General features: G+C 40.7%; 15 protein-coding genes. 3 read left to right on the top strand and 12 right to left on the bottom strand.

What is annotated here, in order from left to right; translation table 11 throughout:
* Positions 1-139 precede the first annotated feature (139 nt).
* A complete protein-coding gene (locus AC1M9B_RS02305) occupies positions 140-1,555 on the top strand; it encodes an LLM class flavin-dependent oxidoreductase (RefSeq protein WP_481608450.1) in 1,416 nt (471 codons plus the stop codon).
* Positions 1,556-1,604: 49 nt separating this feature from the next.
* Here the strand turns inward: AC1M9B_RS02305 and AC1M9B_RS02300 are convergent, their stop codons facing one another.
* The 5 genes from AC1M9B_RS02300 to AC1M9B_RS02280 all read right to left on the bottom strand — a co-directional run bounded on the left by AC1M9B_RS02300 (position 1,605) and on the right by AC1M9B_RS02280 (position 8,742).
* Positions 1,605-2,510 carry a cation diffusion facilitator family transporter gene (locus tag AC1M9B_RS02300; RefSeq protein WP_481608449.1) on the bottom strand — a complete coding sequence of 302 codons (906 nt, stop codon included), beginning with the start codon at positions 2,508-2,510 and terminating at the stop codon, positions 1,605-1,607.
* A 76-nt stretch (positions 2,511-2,586) separates the two neighbouring features.
* Entirely contained in the window at positions 2,587-5,730 is a 3,144-nt protein-coding gene (locus AC1M9B_RS02295) for an efflux RND transporter permease subunit (protein WP_481608448.1), read from the bottom strand.
* A complete protein-coding gene (locus AC1M9B_RS02290) occupies positions 5,720-6,937 on the bottom strand; it encodes an efflux RND transporter periplasmic adaptor subunit (protein WP_481608447.1) in 1,218 nt (405 codons plus the stop codon). Before AC1M9B_RS02290 ends, AC1M9B_RS02295 begins: the two co-directional genes overlap by 11 nt.
* A gap of 1 nt (position 6,938) precedes the next feature.
* Positions 6,939-8,258 carry a TolC family protein gene (locus AC1M9B_RS02285; RefSeq protein WP_481608446.1) on the bottom strand — a complete coding sequence of 440 codons (1,320 nt, stop codon included), beginning with the start codon at positions 8,256-8,258 and terminating at the stop codon, positions 6,939-6,941.
* A 46-nt stretch (positions 8,259-8,304) separates the two neighbouring features.
* Complete coding sequence (locus AC1M9B_RS02280; protein ID WP_481608445.1) at positions 8,305-8,742, bottom strand: cation efflux protein, CzcI-like; 438 nt, start codon at positions 8,740-8,742, stop codon at positions 8,305-8,307.
* Between the two features lie 240 nt (positions 8,743-8,982).
* On the opposite strand from AC1M9B_RS02280, the gene AC1M9B_RS02275 reads away from it, so the two are divergent.
* Together AC1M9B_RS02275 and AC1M9B_RS02270 are read left to right on the top strand one after the other, a co-directional pair.
* Positions 8,983-9,927, top strand: coding sequence for an ABC transporter permease (locus AC1M9B_RS02275; protein WP_481594569.1), 945 nt, complete (start codon positions 8,983-8,985; stop codon positions 9,925-9,927).
* The gene (locus tag AC1M9B_RS02270) at positions 9,927-10,820 is read left to right on the top strand and encodes an ABC transporter ATP-binding protein (RefSeq protein WP_481591101.1); all 894 of its coding nucleotides are present in this window, start codon (positions 9,927-9,929) and stop codon (positions 10,818-10,820) included. Before AC1M9B_RS02275 ends, AC1M9B_RS02270 begins: the two co-directional genes overlap by 1 nt.
* A gap of 91 nt (positions 10,821-10,911) precedes the next feature.
* Here the strand turns inward: AC1M9B_RS02270 and AC1M9B_RS02265 are convergent, their stop codons facing one another.
* The 7 genes from AC1M9B_RS02265 to AC1M9B_RS02235 all read right to left on the bottom strand — a co-directional run bounded on the left by AC1M9B_RS02265 (position 10,912) and on the right by AC1M9B_RS02235 (position 17,749).
* Entirely contained in the window at positions 10,912-11,616 is a 705-nt protein-coding gene (locus tag AC1M9B_RS02265; RefSeq protein ID WP_481608444.1) for an ABC transporter ATP-binding protein, read from the bottom strand.
* Positions 11,609-12,820, bottom strand: a complete 1,212-nt coding sequence (locus tag AC1M9B_RS02260) for an ABC transporter permease (RefSeq protein WP_481595392.1) — start codon at positions 12,818-12,820, stop codon at positions 11,609-11,611. The genes AC1M9B_RS02265 and AC1M9B_RS02260 overlap by 8 nt, the downstream gene beginning before the upstream one ends.
* Before the next feature lie 2 nt (positions 12,821-12,822).
* Positions 12,823-13,992 carry an efflux RND transporter periplasmic adaptor subunit gene (locus tag AC1M9B_RS02255; protein ID WP_481608443.1) on the bottom strand — a complete coding sequence of 390 codons (1,170 nt, stop codon included), beginning with the start codon at positions 13,990-13,992 and terminating at the stop codon, positions 12,823-12,825.
* A gap of 20 nt (positions 13,993-14,012) precedes the next feature.
* Positions 14,013-14,261: a TIGR03643 family protein gene (locus tag AC1M9B_RS02250; RefSeq protein ID WP_035263835.1), complete on the bottom strand. Its 249-nt coding sequence runs from the start codon at positions 14,259-14,261 to the stop codon at positions 14,013-14,015.
* A 271-nt stretch (positions 14,262-14,532) separates the two neighbouring features.
* Positions 14,533-15,549, bottom strand: a complete 1,017-nt coding sequence (locus tag AC1M9B_RS02245) for an ABC transporter substrate-binding protein (RefSeq protein ID WP_481608442.1) — start codon at positions 15,547-15,549, stop codon at positions 14,533-14,535.
* Complete coding sequence (gene atzF / locus AC1M9B_RS02240; RefSeq protein ID WP_481608441.1) at positions 15,546-17,354, bottom strand: allophanate hydrolase; 1,809 nt, start codon at positions 17,352-17,354, stop codon at positions 15,546-15,548. The genes AC1M9B_RS02245 and atzF overlap by 4 nt, the downstream gene beginning before the upstream one ends.
* Before the next feature lie 11 nt (positions 17,355-17,365).
* Positions 17,366-17,749, bottom strand: a complete 384-nt coding sequence (locus AC1M9B_RS02235) for a CopG family ribbon-helix-helix protein (protein ID WP_481591131.1) — start codon at positions 17,747-17,749, stop codon at positions 17,366-17,368.
* Between the last annotated feature and the right edge of the window lie 18 nt (positions 17,750-17,767).

Genomic DNA, 17,767 nt, shown 5'->3' with positions numbered 1-17,767 from the left:
TTTTATTTACTAATCTAATTTCAAACAAAATAAATCATTTATTTTTTTATTATGTATATTGCAGTTTTTCTCATTAAATAATAAGTATGACATTTCATATAATCAGAATATAAACATTTAATTATTTTATATTTTCATTATGACTAAACATATACGATTTAATGCTTTTGAAATGAATTGCATTGCACATCAGTCCCCAGGCTTATGGCGTCATCCGCTCGATCGCTCTACGGAATATAAAGATTTGGAATATTGGACTGATTTAGCAAAAATATTAGAAAAAGGTATTTTTGACGGTATTTTTCTTGCAGATGTTTTGGGTATTTATGATGTGTATCATCAATCGGCTCAACATGCTTTAAATGGTGCTGTTCAAGTTCCTGTGAATGATCCAATTCAAATTGTTCCAGCAATGGCAGCAGTCACCCAACATTTAGGCTTTGGCGTAACCACCTCTATTTCATTCGAACATCCTTATCCCTTCGCACGACGTATGAGCACGTTGGATCATCTCACCAAAGGTCGCGCGGGTTGGAATATTGTGACTTCATATCTAGAAAGCGGATCCAAAAACTTAGGTTTAAAAACCCAAGTAAGTCACGACAATCGTTATGATATTGCAGACGAGTATCTGGAAGTTCTATATAAACTCTGGGAAGGCTCTTGGGAAAATGATGCGGTACGACGCGACAAAGCTGCTGGTATTTTTGCGGATCACACCAAAGTTCATCCAATCCTTCATGAAGGTACATATTTTAGCGTGCCAGGTATTCATATCTGTGAACCTTCTCCGCAACGCACACCTGTATTATACCAAGCTGGTGCATCAAAGCGTGGACAGAAATTTGCCAGTCAAAATGCAGAGTGCGTATTTATATCTGCACCAACGAAAGTTGCTGTAAAAAAGTTAGCACAAGGAATTCGTCAGAATCTTATTGAGGAAGGTAAAGATCCAAATGCAGTTCTAATTTATACGATGCTTGCGATTGTGGTCGATGAAACTGATGAGAAAGCGCAGGCTAAATTTGCAGAGTATCAATCTTACGGTAGTTATGATGGTGGATTGACACTCGCTTCAGGGTGGTCTGGTGTAGATTTTTCACAATTCAAAGCTACAGACCAGGTTGAATATATTCATACCAATGCCATTCAATCTATGTTGCAATCATACGTAGAAGCAGATCCAGACAAAGTTTGGACCATAGAAGAAATTGCAAAATGGACCAGTGTTGGTGGAAATGGACCCGTGATTGTCGGCTCACCAAGCACAGTTGCCGATCGTCTTCAAGAATGGGTGGATGAAACTGGCATTGATGGATTCAATTTGGCTTATATTTTGGCACATCAATCTTTTGAAGACGTGGTCGAATACGTCGTTCCTGAGTTACAACGTCGCGGTGTTTACCCTACTGAATATACCAAGGGGACGCTTAGAGAAAAGTTGTTTGGTCATGGACCATTACTTCCAGATGATCATCGTGGTGCTCAATACCGTAAGTCATCAACGAATGGGCTGCACACCACAACCAAAAACGCATCACTTGAATCTGTGTAGATCCATTTAAATTCTCTAAATCTAAAAAAAGCCCCTTTCGGGGGCTTTTTTAATGCTGATGTTCTAGTTCATGGTGATATGCATCATCTTCTATCTGCAAGGTCATTTCAGTAATATGATGATCATGACTTAACATTTCAAAAGCTTGTTGATGTAAACGTTTAGGATCGACATTCGGTGCAACCAAATGAACTGTGAGCATGACTTTTTTGGACGTGATCGCCCAAACTTTTAATTGGTGAATGTCCTTAACTCCTTCAAGCGATAATAAATCTGTACGGAGCTTTTCAATATCAATCTCATCAGGTACACCTTCAAGTAAGATATTTACACTTTGCTTGGCGAGAATCCAAGCACGTGGTAAGACCCAAAATCCGATCAGGACTGCGATAATCGTGTCAATAAGTACCCAGCCTGTAAAATAAATAATCACAGCACCGATGATCACACCTACAGAACCAAGTGCATCACTTAATACTTCTAGATATGCACCTTTGACATTGAGGCTATCTTTACTACTCGAAAAAAGCATCTTCATCGAAATTAAATTAATGATTAAGCCAATGACGGCGACTATCATCATTCCAACACTCTGAATTTCAGGAGGATTACTTAATCGATGAATCGCTTCTATCAAAATATAAATTGCAACGATAAATAACATCACCGCATTAAATAGAGCTGCCAAAATTTCAAATCGCTGGTAACCAAAAGTTCGCTTATTGTCTGCAGGCTTTTGACCAATCTTAATTGCAACCAACGCGATGGCTAGAGCAGCAGCATCAGTAAACATATGTGCAGCATCTGACAGCAAAGCTAAACTTTGAGTAATAAATGCAGCAACAACTTCAATAATTAAAAATGTCGTGGTTAAGGCTAAAGCAAAAGTTAGTTTCTTTGCGTTATCTTTACTGACTTCCACATGACTGTGATCATGATTATGCGAACTACCCATTTTATACTCCTCATCAGAAGCCTCACTTAAAATAAAGTGAGGCTTCTGATTCATATACATAATGTTATTGTTTAATTTATTGTTTTGCTTTTGCTTGATTCATCCACCTATACAATACAGGTAAAAGTAGTAGCGTCAGTATGGTGGATGAAATAATTCCACCGATAACCACTGTCGCAAGCGGTCGCTGTACTTCAGCACCCGTACCCGTAGCAAGCGCCATTGGAACAAATCCTAAAGACGCCACAAAAGCAGTCATCAGCACAGGACGTAATCGCAACATTGCACCTTGCCAAATGGCATCTTTTAAACTGTATTCACTTCTTAGCTCCTTAATAAAGGTCAACATAACCAGTCCATTCAGAACAGCGACACCTGATAAAGCGATAAAACCAATACCCGCAGACATTGAGATGGGAATATCACGTAACCATAAAAATAAGACTCCCCCCGTGAGAGCAAAGGGTACGCCCGTGAATACCAATAAACTTTCTCTTATATTTTTGAATACAGCCATCAGCAGGATAAAAATCGTAATCAAAGCCAATGGAATCACGATAGTCATTCTAGCTTTGGCAGATGCCAAATTCTCAAACTGTCCACCATATTCAATCCAATAGCCACTCGGTAATGCATATGTCGTGAGGCTAGATTGCAACTCTTGGACAAATGAACCCAGATCTCGCCCTTCAACATTTGCCGTCACAATAATCCTACGCTTGCCATTTTCACGACTCACCTGATTCATACCATCAATATTTGAAACTGTAGCCACATCTACCAGTCTTACTGTCCCACCATTGGGGAGTTGTATAGGTAATTGTGCAATCCCTATGACTGTCCGATCTTGATCAGTAAGTCGAATAACAAAATCAAAACGGCGGTCGCCTTGTAGAATTTCACCGACTTGTTGACCACCGATACTTGAAGCGACTAAATTTTGTATTTCACGAACCGAAAGACCATATTGCGCTGCTAAAGAACGATTTACGTCTATATTTAATAAGGGTAAACCTGAAGTCTGTTCTACTTTGACTGCGGTACTGCCACTGATTTTTTGCACAATCTTGGCAATTTTGGCAGCTTCATCGTTTAACACCTGCATATCATCGCCAAAAATTTTTATACCTATGTCACTGCGGACTCCAGAAATGAGCTCATTAAAACGCAATTCAATGGGTTGAGAAAATTCACTATTGTTGCCAGGCAAAGTATCCAAAAAAGTTTCAATACGTGACCTTAAATCATCTAAGCTTTCTTTGGGATTCGGCCACTCTTGACGAGGTTTCAACATAATGAATCCATCTGAGATATTGGGTGGCATCACATCTGTTGCCACTTCAGCAGTACCCGTTCGTGCGAAAACATTTTTAATTTCTGGAAAATTTTGAAGCAAAAGTTTCTCAGTCATTTCCTGCATTCTTAATGATTCTTCTAAGCTGGTACTGGGTGAACGCATTTGTTGAATAGCAAAATCACCTTCGCTTAATTGCGGTGCGAATTCACTTCCTAGACGTGTCGCCAACAACCCTGTTAAAACCAAAATACTAACTGCGAGTGTTAACATGACCATTCGATATAAATAAGTCATGTCTAATGCTTTTAGATATTTTTTCTTTAACCATAACATCCATCTACTTTCATTTTCTTTTACTTCACCTGTTACAAATAAAGCCACTGCAGCAGGAACAAAAGTGATGGATAAAATGATCGCAGCAATAAGAGCTAATACTACGGTGAGTGCCATAGGGTGAAACATTTTTGCTTCAACACCACTTAAAGCAAATATGGGCAAGTACACCACTAAAATAATCGTTTGACCAAAAATTAAAGGACGGCGCGCTTGACGAGCAGCAAGGAATACTTCTTTAAATCTCTCTGAACGTGTTAAAGGTCGTCTTAACTGTTCTTGGGCATGAGCTAATCGGCGAATACAGTTTTCGACAATCACTACCGCCCCATCTACAATAATTCCGAAATCTAGCGCACCTAAACTCATAAGGTTGGCACTAATTTTCTGCTGTGCCATACCTGATAATGTAAATAACATCGAAAGTGGAATCACGCATGCTGTAATTAAAGCTGCTCGAATATTTCCCAAGAAAATGAATAAAATCACAATCACCAAAATCGCCCCTTCGACTAAGTTCTTTTGAACTGTCTTAATGGCTTTCTCGACTAAGGTGGTACGATCGTAAACAGTTTCAATTTTTACGCCTTCGGGCAGTGTGGTTTGAATTTCTTGAATTTTTTGATCAACAGCTTGTGCAACACTACGGCTGTTTTCACCCATCATCATCATGGCGATGCCGAGTACGGTTTCTTCTCCATTATAGGTAGCTCCACCTGTTCTAAGGTCATGCCCGATCGACACTGAAGCAATATCTGAAACACGGACAGGATTTCCATTTAAGGTAACCACCGTTGTATTTTCAATATCCTGTATCGTATTCAGTGTTCCAGGAACTCGTACTGTCAGTTGTTGACCTCCATCTTCAATAAATCCTGCTCCACGATTTTCATTGTTCTCAGTAAGAACTTGTTGAAGTTGCGTCAAACTGACTTGTAGTTGTTGCATACGATTCAAGTCTGGCGAAACAACATATGTTTTATTGAATCCTCCAATGCTATTCACCTCAGCAACGCCTTTTACGCGTTGCAATTGTGGACGCACGATCCAATCTTGAATTTCGCGTAAATCCATTGCTGTGTATGAAGAACCATCAGGTTTTTTAGCCTTTGGCTCAGCTTTTAGTACCCATTGATAAATTTCACCCAGCCCCGTAGATACTGGAGACATGGTAGGTGCGATATCATCAGGTAATTCGGATTGAACCTCTTGCACACGCTGATTAATTTGTTGACGTGCCCAGTAAATATCAGTTCCATCTTTGAAGACAATAGTGACCTGAGATAAACCATACCTAGAGATCGAACGGGTTAATTCAAGATCTGGTATCCCCGCCATGGCATTTTCAATTGGATACGTAATGCGTTGCTCAACTTCGAGCGCAGTAAATCCATTGGCTTGGGTATTAATTTGAACCTGTGTATTGGTAATGTCTGGAACTGCATCAATTGGCAATTTTTGATAACTATAAACTCCAACAGCAATCCAAGCACAGGCAAATAGCATGATCCAAATCGCATGTTGAATTGAAAACTGAATAATTCGCTCAAATAGCCCTTCAGCCTTCGGCATGTCATGATTAGTGCCCATGGTCAGCTTCTCCTTTTTCTAACTCCGATTTCAGTAAGAAGCTGCCTTGATTGACATATTTTTGCCCCGTTTGAAGACCAGACTTAATTTCTGCCCATTGACCATCTGAAGACATTTCACCTACTTCAATGGGTTGCGCTTTAAAGTGGAGTTTTCCATTTTTTTGTTCTGTAACAATAAATACTGCTGATTTACCTTCGATTTGTTGCACTGCATTTTTTGCAACGCGTAATACATTCGATGCATCAGGACTTTGAAGTTCAACATTTACCATCAAATTTGGTCTTAACTCACTTGCCTTTCCTTGAACTTTAGCGCGAACAATCAAGCGACCAGTCTGCGCATCTGCTTGCGACGTTAACGATTGCACAACTGCTGTATAAGTCTGACCTGACTGTAAAGATTTGAATTGAATATTTTGTTGTGTACCAATTTGATTACTCGCATCTGCAGGTAGCACAAATTCGAGCCATAAATCTTTTAATTGTTCGATGATGAAAATCTGATCTGCAAGTTGCACATTTTCACCTACCACGATGTCTTTTTGGCTGATCACGCCCGAGATAGGCGAACGAATGGTAAAACGACCATTCGAACCTGCTGAAGCTCCCAAAGCTTGTAAACGTGCATTGGCACTTTGCACTGTGATTTGTGCTTGACGATATGCATTTTCAGCACGTTGCAAATCCTGTTTTGCGGAGATCCCCTGCGACCACATCCGTTGTTCACGTTGCAAATCTTGGCGTGCCAAATCTAAATTGGATTGCGCCATTCTCAAATTCGCTTGTTGGTCAATGAGCTCTGGGACACTTAATACTGCAAGTACTTGACCTTTAGTTACTTCTTGTCCCAGTGCTACATTCACTTGTTCAACATGACCAGCAAAATTAGGGGAAATATGCGCTTGTTGATCTGTATTTACCATCAATTTTGCAGGCAAGTTTGTGTATCGCGGAATTGCACCTAATTGAGCTGATTCTATTTTTATACTATGTTCGACTAGCTGTTTAGATGTGAGTTCAATCTCACCTTCTTCTGCATGATCAGCTTCTGCGCCATTCGACGTTTCAGCTTGCTCTTCACTCTCAACAATTGCTGTTTTCTTATTATCTTTGAAAAAAATCCAAATCCCGATAACTACCGTCACCCCAATAATCAGGGCGATGAGGAATGCTTGGTTTATTTTTCCTTGTTGTATAGATCTCATTTTATTCTGCCCCTATATTGATGAAATTTTCTGACTGTGACACAGCCTCTTTGAGTAATTGGGTATAGGCATCCGAACGACTAATTTGTTCATAACTGGTACCAATACTTAATGCCTCAGCAGCAAGTGCGGTTTGCCATGCCTCTCTTAAGAGCTGAATTTGACTGAGCCGAATATTTTGTAATTGTGTCGTTGCTTGTTGCACCTCAGTGATTGAAAGTTTTCCATTTTTAAAACCGAGCAAAGAGCGCGTCTGTACTTTTTCAGACAAGCCTTTTTGTCTCAGTACAGCGTCATACTGTAGTTTTAAGCCACGCACCTGATGAAATGAGTTTGCAATCTCTAAAATTTGTTGTTTGAGTTCTCTTTGTTGTTGACGCTCAAGTAGAGATTGCTGACGTTGGGCAAGCGGAATTTGGTATTGCTGACGATTAAAAATATTGAACGGAATATCGACACCCACAGATAAACTAGTATCGTTTGTCTCATTGGGCGCTTTTGTTCGCGTCATCCCTACATTCAAATTTGGATTTGGTTTTGCTTTTACTTTAAGTTGCTCAATTCGTTGATTAGCCTGCACAACATTGAGTGCATAAAGCTTTTCTAAATAACCTACAGAAATATAATTTTGAACATTCTGTTCAACTTGGTCAGGCCAATAAATCCGATTTGAATCAACCTTCACCTCTGCTTCAGTTTCTCCCCAGAGATTAGAAAGATTACGTTTTGCAATTTCTTTATTTAAAATGGCTTGCTGATAATTACGTTCATTTTCTGCCGCTTCAATCTGCACTCGTTCATACTCAACCAAGGCTATGCTTCCTGCCTGATATCGTTTTTTAGCGCTGTCTAAAGTTTCACGACTGACTTGCAGTTGAGACTTTTGAATTTGTGCTTCAGATTGCGAAATTAAAAACTGTGACCAAGCATACTTCACGATTAATTGGCTTTGTGCTTCCCACAACTTTTCTTGCAATTCATTTTGTTGCCCAGCCAAACGCGCTATATTTTTTTGAATCCGTCTTTGACCAAAAATGTCGATCGGCTGACTAATACCAAGGCTCAATTCTTGATCTTGACTCGAACCAAAACCATCTCGAGAGAGATTGATGGACGGGTTTTGCCAAAGTTCACTTTGCTTGACAGCAAGTTCTGACATTTGTTGTCGTTGCTGCCAAATATGTTCTGATTGTTGATATTGAGACACTTGAACGAGTGCTTGTTCAAGCGAATTGACTGTCATTGCTTGAGCATTTGCACCCAAACTAAGCGAACCTAAAACCAGCCATAATCGAATGGAATGTTTTAATTTAAAAGACATGTGAATTTCCCACTAATTTAAAAATAAGTGGTGGGAAATTTTTAGGCTACCCCACCAATAGCGGGGTTAATTCAGGAGGCGGAGGGATTTTACCTAAATGAGGCGATTGATAGGCATTAATCCAAAGAAAGTGATTTTGGTAAATCTTTTCGATGTGTTGTGATGAAGGCAAATTCTCGTTTACAGCAAGAATAAACTGAGACATTGACGGCAGATGATCTTGATGATCCAAAACATCGATTTGCGCTTTTTCTTCTAGCGTCACGCTTTGATCATCACCAAGCACGAAGCCTTTTTCAATTTGGGACTTCGGACTTTGATTTGAAAGATCGGCTTGGCAAAGTACAGGTTGATGATGACCAAAGTGAAAACTTTGTGTCGATGTTGAGTCGCTTTCATGAACACAAAAAGCCGCCGCCACATTCCAAAGGCTTTGGAACATGAACATACATGCTAAGAATGTCACAAATTTAGCCGATCTCATTTAAGCAGGCTCTCATCTTTTCTATCTGCATTTAAAACGTGATAGTGATCACCATCAAGTGAAGAGTTGTAATTCTCCATCATATTTTAATGATCGAAACCTTGATATTGAAAGAATGTACATAAGAAAAATGAATGAAAACTTAAAAATTTAGCGCTTTTAAAGCACGCTTCGAAAATGGCATCGATTTTGCAACCTAATCATACGAATTTTATTTTTTGTATTACTGAGGTGGCAACGATGAGCTATGTTGCACGAGAATTGAGTCAAAAGCATAAATTTTTGCTTGGTTTTGGATCGTTTTTAATTCCAATTTTAATCTGGTGTGCAGTGAGTTATTTGCCTTTTATTTGGCATCCCCAAGTTCAAATCACAGATTCTGGTAGCACAACATTTTTACAACTCGATAGCCGTGTCAGTAGAGAAGTTTATTATGCTGAAGCGCAATTGGCAGTCGATCAAGGACTGCCACCACCTCGGGGAATTTTGGTCAATCCCATTTACCTACCCGCACCAGATGAAGTCGCTACAGCCTTAGTGACCGCATTTACAACACCACCCGCTCAAGCGAATGCACCATGGTTTCATGAAAGTTTATGGCACAGCATTAAACTGGTGTTTACCGCATTTTTTATTTCTTCTTTGATTGGTATTCCTTTGGGTATTCTTTGCGGTTTTTCTCATAAAATTTCTCAATTAACTGAACCTTTTGTAGAGTTCTTTCGCTATCTGCCTGCACCAGCCTTTGGCGCTCTTGCTGTTGCGATTTTGGGCATTAATGACGCACCTAAAATTGCCATTATTGTGATTGGTACCTTATTCCAACAAATTCTGATTATTGCCAATACCACCCGTCTGGTCGACCGCAGTCTTATTGAAGCTGGATTCACCTTAGGAACCAACAAAATCAAAAGTTTATTTTATGTAGTCATCCCTGCTGCACTCCCAGAAATTTATCGAAACCTTCGTGTACTTTTAGGTTGGGCTTGGACCTATTTAATCGTTGCAGAACTCATAGGAAGTACATCCGGTATCACGTGGTTCATCACTCAACAAGCTCGCTATCAAAACTTTGACAATGTTTTCGCCGCAATTTTGATTATCGGTTTGATTGGTCTGATTTGCGACGTGATTTTAATGAAACTTGGACAGCAATTATTTAAATGGAAAACGGGAGTTCGCTAATGTCTTCAGCACTTCAACCCTCAGATTTTGATGCCCGCGCTTACTTTGACAAAATTTACGCTCGTCCCGTCATTTTAGAAGCAAAAAATCTCACCCAAAAGTTTAGCCACGGAAAAACTGAGCGCACCATTTTAAATGCTTTAGATTTAAAAATTCATAAACGTGAATTTATCTGTGTTATTGGTCCTTCAGGATGCGGTAAATCTACCTTTAGCCGTATTGTGGCAGGTCTTGATCCATATACCAGTGGTGAATTACTGGTAGACGGTGAAACCATCACAGGACCGAGTCCAGAGCGTGGCATGGTTTTCCAAGGCTACACACTGTTTCCATGGAAAACGGTAAAAGAAAATGTCATGTTTGGTCCACTCATGCGAGGTGCCAGCAATGCTACAGCTGAGGCGCAAGCCCGTGAATGGATCAACATTATCGGACTTGAAAAATTTGAGCAGCAATACCCTCATGAACTTTCTGGAGGGATGAAACAACGCGTTGCCATCGCTCGCGCGCTCGTGAATCAGCCAAAAATTCTCTTAATGGATGAACCCTTTGGGGCTTTAGATCCTCATACGCGTCAAAAAATGCAAAAGCATCTGATCGATCTTTGGGCCAATATTGATATCACGATTATTTTTGTGACACACGATATGGACGAGGCGATTTTACTGGCCGATCGGATTGTGGCATTGAAGGCCAATCCTGGCGAAATTAAGGAAATCATTGAGGTTGATCTACCAAGACCACGTCAGCATGAATTGATGCTCACTGAAAAATTTAAATCGTTAAGACAACGTGTAGATGCTTTGGTACATGCTGAAGAAGATGAACTTGATCCAGCACTCGCCGACTTACCTAAAATTCCAAGAATGACCAAGGTCAGTCATTCTAAATAAGTCGCTATATCCTGATCACACAAACGGTCAGGATAAAGCATACAACATCAATCCTTTTGACCACACCATTTTAAATGCAGCCTTGGTTTAATCACGACATCATTTCATCACGTTCAATTCGCCCATCTACCAATTGAATGGTTCGATCACATGTAGCGGATAATCGTGGATCATGGGTCACTAACAATACCGCACAATTTTGTTGCTCATTTACTTCACGAAACAGCTCAAAGACTTCGCTCGCTGTTTGACTGTCTAGATTACCTGTAGGTTCATCAGCGAGGAGTAAAGCAGGCTGAGTGATTAAAGCTCTGGCGATTGCGACACGTTGTTGCTGCCCACCAGAAAGTTGACTGGCTTTTCGTTGTGCAAATTGACTCAATCCTACCGCTTTTAACAAATCATGTGCTCGATCCAAAGCTTGTTGATTGGGTTTGCCATGCGCCAACATTAGAGGCATCAAAACATTCTCAATAACGGTGAACGCTTGAATCAAATGATGAAACTGAAACACAAATCCAATGCTCTTCCCACGCAATTCCGTTCTTTGTTGATCTTCCATTTGACTGGTTGGTTGACCAAGTAAATAAATTTCACCACTGGTGGGTTGATCCAGCAAACCTAAAATATTTAATAACGTACTTTTACCTGAACCAGAAGGTCCAACTAACGCAGCAAAATCTTGACGATGTATGGCAAAATCAATCCCATGCAGCACTTCAATTTCATTGGGTTGTCCAATGTTATAAGACTTTTTCAAAGCCTCTAAACGTAGTACTTCATCATGATTAGACATGACGGATTGCCTCCACAGGATCTAAACGCGCTGCACGACGGGCAGGAATCGCCGCTGCAATTAAACCGCTCAATGTTGCAAGTAATAAAGCGGATCCAATCAAATAAGGTGAAATTGGAATGTAGAATAACCCTGGGCCAAATTCATTAAATGACCAAACCAATGCATAACTGGTCAGGATTCCAACAATAGAACCAAGTAAGCCGAAAATCGCACCTTGAATGAGAAAGATTATCAAAATCTGTTCTCGGCTCGCACCTGTCGCACGCAAGATTCCGATCTCACGTGTACGCTGTACCACTGTAATGGAGAGTACGCTGGCGATCGCAAATGCAACAGATATTCCAACAAATATAATAATCATATTGGTTGAAAGACTTTGCGCTGAAATCGCATTCATCAATTGCGCATTACTTTCAATCCAACTTTCAGCTTTTAATCCAGTGAGACGATGAATTTGCGTTGCGACCTGATCTGCGGAGAAAATATCAGAAATACGAAGATCAATAATGGTAACCCCACCCGGCAAACCCAATAAAGACTGTGCCCGCTTTAGATCGATATACATATAGCGTGAGTCTAGTTCTTTGACCCCGAGTTCAAAAATACCCGTTACATTCATGACGGCGTTAATATCTTGACCGTTATCAACGCGAATTTTACTGCCTACGCGCACACCAAGGTCTTTGGCCAACTCACTTCCGATGAGTACATCATCTGCTTTTAAACGAAGCTGACCAGTTTTTAGATACTCTTGCAAAGGTACAATACGTTGATACCGTGGTAAATCAATCCCCATAATCGCAACTGACTGAATCGCTTCCCCCCGTTTTACCAGTGCAGGCCCTGAAACCATGGGAGAAACGGCATTGAGCGTCTTGATATTGTCTAGATTTTCAAGAACTTCTTGCCAGTTATTGATCGACTTGAGTCTTTGAGCCCTTTGATCTTCATGGATGATGTGTGCTACGCCCTCAGGCACTTTAACGACGCGATTGACCTCATCTGGTGCATGTAAACTAATATGTGCCTGAGTACCCAACGTACGCTCAATCAAATTGGACTGAAGCCCCTGAATTAATGCACTAATAAAGACAATAACGGCAACACCAATAGCAACACCACCAATAATCATCAGTGTTTGACTGCGACCCTCGCGTAAAAACCCAACAGCGATGAGCCAATTGGTCCATAAACGCTTCATCTTCAAAGTGCTTGTACCTGCTTAGTTCTGACACGCTGATCCGCTTTTACTTGATCAGGCTTTATAACGACCTGATCATTGTGATCCAACCCTGATAAGATTTCAGACATGGCAGTCCCACGCAACCCTAATTTTACAGATTGACGTTGGACCTTGCCCTCTCTTACCACCATAACTTCAGCTTGCGTGGTTGAAGGGTCAATAAGCGCGTCATTGGCTATTACTTTGGTTTTATTTCGACGTGCTGTTTCGACATTCACTGAGACTGTCATATCTTGCTTCAAAAAATTGGGTACAGAGTTCACCGCCAATTTGACTTCAACCGTACCACGTTGAGGATCAATATTAGGTGCAATAAAGTTAACTTCAGCTGGAAATGCTTGCTCTGGATAAGCATCTGCAATCACTACCGCTTTTTGACCCAATTTAAGATAAGGTAAATTTTGCTCATCCACCGCCACTTTAATTTGCGTTGGACTATCAACTGCGACTGTAAAGAGCACCTTTCCAGGTTGAATCGCATCCCCTTTTTCGACTTCACGCGTCAAGATCGTACCCGATACTTGTGCCCGAATTTCACTTTTTGCCAATTGGGCACGTAGTGCATTTAATCTTTCACTTAAGGTTTTTTCTTCCACTTGACCTGGAGCAAGGCTTTGCGCCTTCAGTTTTGCCGCAGATAATTGATTTCTCGCTAAGCGTTCAGCTTCTAAGGCTTGTTCTTTTTCCTCTACAGAAAGCACTCCCGGTTCCGTTTGCTGACGACGTCTTGCTTCGCGACTGGCTTGTTGTAATTGGAATTCTGCCGTTTTCAATTCAACCTGCGCTTGTGGATAGCGAATTTTCCGCAATTCCTCTAGCGCAACTTCTGCTTCACGGACTTGTGCTTTTAAATCATCAGATTGAATAATTAACAGTACATCTCCTGCTGCTATTCGTTGACCTTCTTGCACGCGTCGCTCAATCACCACACCCGAAATTTCACTTCCAATTTCACTACGTGCTACATTTTCAGCACGACCTGAAGCGACCACTGTTTGAATCAGTGGTTTTTCTTCGATTAGGTAAGTTTCGACTACAGGACCTTGCCACCAACGGAAAATGAAATATATCCCACCCATCGAAATGAGCAGAATGAGAATCCACCATTTTCGTTGTTTTAAAATACGCAAAGCTTTATCTCCCAATAGGCCTACTTCGGTTTATATTGTCGAGTACAGTAAGCTCTTAAAATATCTGGTGAGCGCTTGTGAAGATGCTTGGTATTCCGCCCCGCAACACGTTTACGCCACATTTCAAAACTACTTTTTTTTAATTGTTGTCGCATCAATCGAATGACTGCACTTTCGTTTAATCCGTATTCCAGCAGAATGGCTTCGAAGGGTGTCCGATCTTCCCATGCCATTTCAATGATTCTAGAAATATCAGCTGTTGTATACAACGCACATGATCCTTTTTTATACGCATTAAACCTCGATGTTAATTGTTCATTCGTGAAAAATATGTGATTTTTTGTTGATTTATAGACACTTCATACACGCTAACGCATTCATTGTATAAAACGATTGATTTTATGATTTTAATCCGTTTCCTAGTTTTTCCATTTTTATCTATTCTTAATCCATACAAGGTAGGCAACTCTGTTGCTCTACCGACCAATCATTCAGTCCAACTTTGTGCCCAGTGCAAGCCCCTCTGCACTGGGCTTTTTTTTATTTAAATGATTCAACCAATTTTGGATAAATCAGCCCATCAATATCTAGTTTTACCGTATAAACTCCATTTTCAAGATTAAACTTATTGACATGATAAGTTGATCCATAAATAGAATCTAAAGTTGAAGAGCGTTTAAATACCTTTTGATTTGCCTCAAGATCCAACAAATGTGTGCCTTGAATAAATTGTTCATATTGCTCAGGTTCAACACCAACACGCTTAGACATAATCATCAAAGCATCGTTTCTCGTCCCAGGGTCTTGAATAAATTTGACGGTTCGATCCCATACTTGAAGCACTTTTTTCCACTCTGCTTGATGCCTAGATAAATGCGTCATATTTACCGTCAACGTATCATAGATCAATCCTGGTTTATCTTGAGAACTATAGATGATTTTGGACCCAGCTACGCTTTTTAAAGCTTGATTTGCTACAGGTTGCCATACAGCGATGGCATCCACATCTGGGCTGCTAAACACTTGGGGTAATTCGTTGGTTGCTGCATTAATCAGTTTGATTTCATTGGCTGATATATTTTGATCTGAAAGTGCGGTATTCAATAAATTATGATCGACCAGCCCTTTTTCGACTGCAATCGTTTTACCCTTAAGATCTGCCACACTATGAATGCCCTCTTTTGCAAGAATGACATCATTCCCTGATGAATAATCAGTTGCTAAAATCATAATGCCCCGCGTTCCACTTGAGGCAATGACCAAATTATCCCCATGAGAAACAGAAACCGCATCCAATTGGTTTGCTGCAAAAGCATTCATAGAGGCTGAATAATCAAACCATTTAAACTCTACGTTTAATCCAGCTTCTTTAAACCACCCTTTCTCAATAGCAACTTGCCATGCCACCCATCCTGGCCAATCACTGTAACCAATACGAATCGGTTGCATTGATTTTTCGGCTTGAGCATGTTGACTTGGTTCTGGAATTTTTGCGGTTTTATCACAACCCACGAATAACAGTGCAGTTCCAATGACTCCCCAGACCATCGTTTTCATTGCACCACCTCACCAATGCTCGTGCACTTAAATTTAGTATTGGTAAAATTTGAGGCTTGAATATAATCACGCCATCCACCAAAGTGACTGATATCAAGTGCATCTGCTAAAGCATGGTTTTCACATATAAAGCCTTTCACCCATGTTCCATCAATGAGTTGGACATTGCCAATACCAAGTGGTGCTGGGACTTCAGCAACAATGTCACCGAACAATGCTCTTGGTACATCCCACACTTCCACTTCAATAGAATGACCTGATGTATCTCGTTGTAGCCCCGGCTTGGGTGGCTGAGTATTTTTTAAAGCAAATAGTTTGTAATACGGCGCAGTACGCGTTTTTTTAACCAAGGTGGCTTGTCTGCTCGTTAACTGAAAATTCAGCGGCATGCCTGTAAGATGTGCTCCCACCACTGCTAATTTAATGGTGTGCTCAGATCCTATTGATTTATGAATTTGATAGCCTTGCTTTGACGTTGCTAAATTTAATCCTGAAGTCGCTTGCCATTGCTGACCGAAGTGTGCCAAAGCTTGATCCATCCAAGCGCCAGCAACTAAAGTGATACCACTTGGCAAACCATCATCACGGATGACATTTGGGAGTGCCAATGCTGATAAATCAGCAAAATTAACAAAATTGGTATAAGCCCCCATATGCGAATTCTTTTGGATCGGATCTGCTTCAACATCTGCAATGCGATAAATCGTAGGAGCTGTTGGCACCATCAACGCATCATAATTTTTTAATTGAAGATTGATCTGCCTAGCCCATTCTGCACGCTGATACTCATCTTGCATCACGTCTACAGCATTGAATTGATCAGCTTGATCAATAATTTGCTTAATTACCGGATGACATTGCTCACGTCGAACTTTGTGTTCGACGGCATGCGTACGCTCCGCAACCCATGAGCGGTTATACAATGCAGCAGCCAATTGATTAAATACTGTGAAATCAATCTCTTCAACTTGAAATCCGAGCGATTTCATTCGAGCAATGGCTGTTTGAAATGCTTGCTCACTTTGAGTATCACCATAAAATTCTAAGTGATCTGGGATTGCAATCTTGCCCTTCGAAAATTGTGTCGGGACTGTTCTCGGATGCTGTCTTGAATAAGCATCGGTCGCATCATAACCTTGGATCAATTGCGCTACCGTCCAAGCATCATCCACTTGAGTTGCAAAAATTGAGATCACATCAATACTTCGACATGCAGGGATTAAACCTGTGGCTGAAAACCAGCCTTTGGTTGGTTTGAGTCCGACAATATTATTGAAACCCGCGGGAACTCTGCCAGAACCTGCTGTATCAGTACCGAGGGCGAATGGTACATACCCATTTGCTACTGCAACCGCTGAGCCAGAGCTTGATCCACCGCTGATATAATCCGGATTGAAACTGTTTTTTACTGCCCCATAGGGTGAACGTACGCCAACCAATCCCGTGGCAAATTGATCTAGATTGGTCTTGCCCACCACGATTGCACCAGCAGATTTAAGCTTAGCCACTACGGTTGCATCTTGCGTTGCTAAATAAGCCGCATCTGGGCACGCCGCAGTGGTATAAAATCCAGCAACATCAATATTGTCTTTGACAGCAAATGGCACGCCATATAACGGAAGATCAGCGATATCCTGATGGACCAATGCATCAATCTGCGCCTGTATTTGCTCAGCACTGGCTATTGAAATCCAAGCGTGATCATCATTGGAGAATTCAGCAACATAACGCTTCAAATCATTCAGTTGAATAGTTTGATTTGCATAAGCCTGTTGCCAATCTTGTATAGTCCATAATGTCTGCACGACGGTGCTCCTTATACGTGTTCCAAATTTTGAGGAATAGGTGGCATGACTGCATCCATCAGTTCTAAATGCCCCTTAATTACCCCTTTTAATGCTTTAAATTGCTCACTTATGGCTTTTAGGTCACTGCTGACCCCTTGCATCAACATCACCTGCATGACTTTGTCATCATCTAATTGGATATGTAGTGAACTAATCACCTGAGTCAAAAACTGTTGCTGTAAATCAATAAGTTGTGTTCTTAATGGCTTTAAACTGACGTCATACAATAAGGTTAAAGTACCGACCATGACTTCATTGCGGCTAACAAGGTCATTGATCAAATGGTGGTTAATCATGTCAACAATGGCTTGAGATCGGCTTTCATAATGTTGATCTACAATTTTTTGATCCATAGCCTGCAATGTATTTTC

Source organism: Acinetobacter sp. ANC_7513 (genome assembly GCF_056779915.1).
This window is presented reverse-complemented; position numbering and strand designations above follow the sequence as displayed.

Bases quoted from the DNA above. Each gene is read 5' to 3' on its own strand.
- AC1M9B_RS02305 (WP_481608450.1), top strand. From the start codon at position 140: ATGACTAAACATATACGATTTAATGCTTTTGAAATGAATTGCATTGCA.
- AC1M9B_RS02300 (WP_481608449.1), bottom strand. From the start codon at position 2,510: ATGGGTAGTTCGCATAATCATGATCACAGTCATGTGGAAGTCAGTAAA.
- AC1M9B_RS02295 (WP_481608448.1), bottom strand. From the start codon at position 5,730: ATGGGCACTAATCATGACATGCCGAAGGCTGAAGGGCTATTTGAGCGA.
- AC1M9B_RS02290 (WP_481608447.1), bottom strand. From the start codon at position 6,937: ATGAGATCTATACAACAAGGAAAAATAAACCAAGCATTCCTCATCGCC.
- AC1M9B_RS02285 (WP_481608446.1), bottom strand. From the start codon at position 8,258: ATGTCTTTTAAATTAAAACATTCCATTCGATTATGGCTGGTTTTAGGT.
- AC1M9B_RS02280 (WP_481608445.1), bottom strand. From the start codon at position 8,742: ATGAGATCGGCTAAATTTGTGACATTCTTAGCATGTATGTTCATGTTC.
- AC1M9B_RS02275 (WP_481594569.1), top strand. From the start codon at position 8,983: ATGAGCTATGTTGCACGAGAATTGAGTCAAAAGCATAAATTTTTGCTT.
- AC1M9B_RS02270 (WP_481591101.1), top strand. From the start codon at position 9,927: ATGTCTTCAGCACTTCAACCCTCAGATTTTGATGCCCGCGCTTACTTT.
- AC1M9B_RS02265 (WP_481608444.1), bottom strand. From the start codon at position 11,616: ATGTCTAATCATGATGAAGTACTACGTTTAGAGGCTTTGAAAAAGTCT.
- AC1M9B_RS02260 (WP_481595392.1), bottom strand. From the start codon at position 12,820: ATGAAGCGTTTATGGACCAATTGGCTCATCGCTGTTGGGTTTTTACGC.
- AC1M9B_RS02245 (WP_481608442.1), bottom strand. From the start codon at position 15,549: ATGAAAACGATGGTCTGGGGAGTCATTGGAACTGCACTGTTATTCGTG.
- AC1M9B_RS02235 (WP_481591131.1), bottom strand. From the start codon at position 17,749: ATGGATCAAAAAATTGTAGATCAACATTATGAAAGCCGATCTCAAGCC.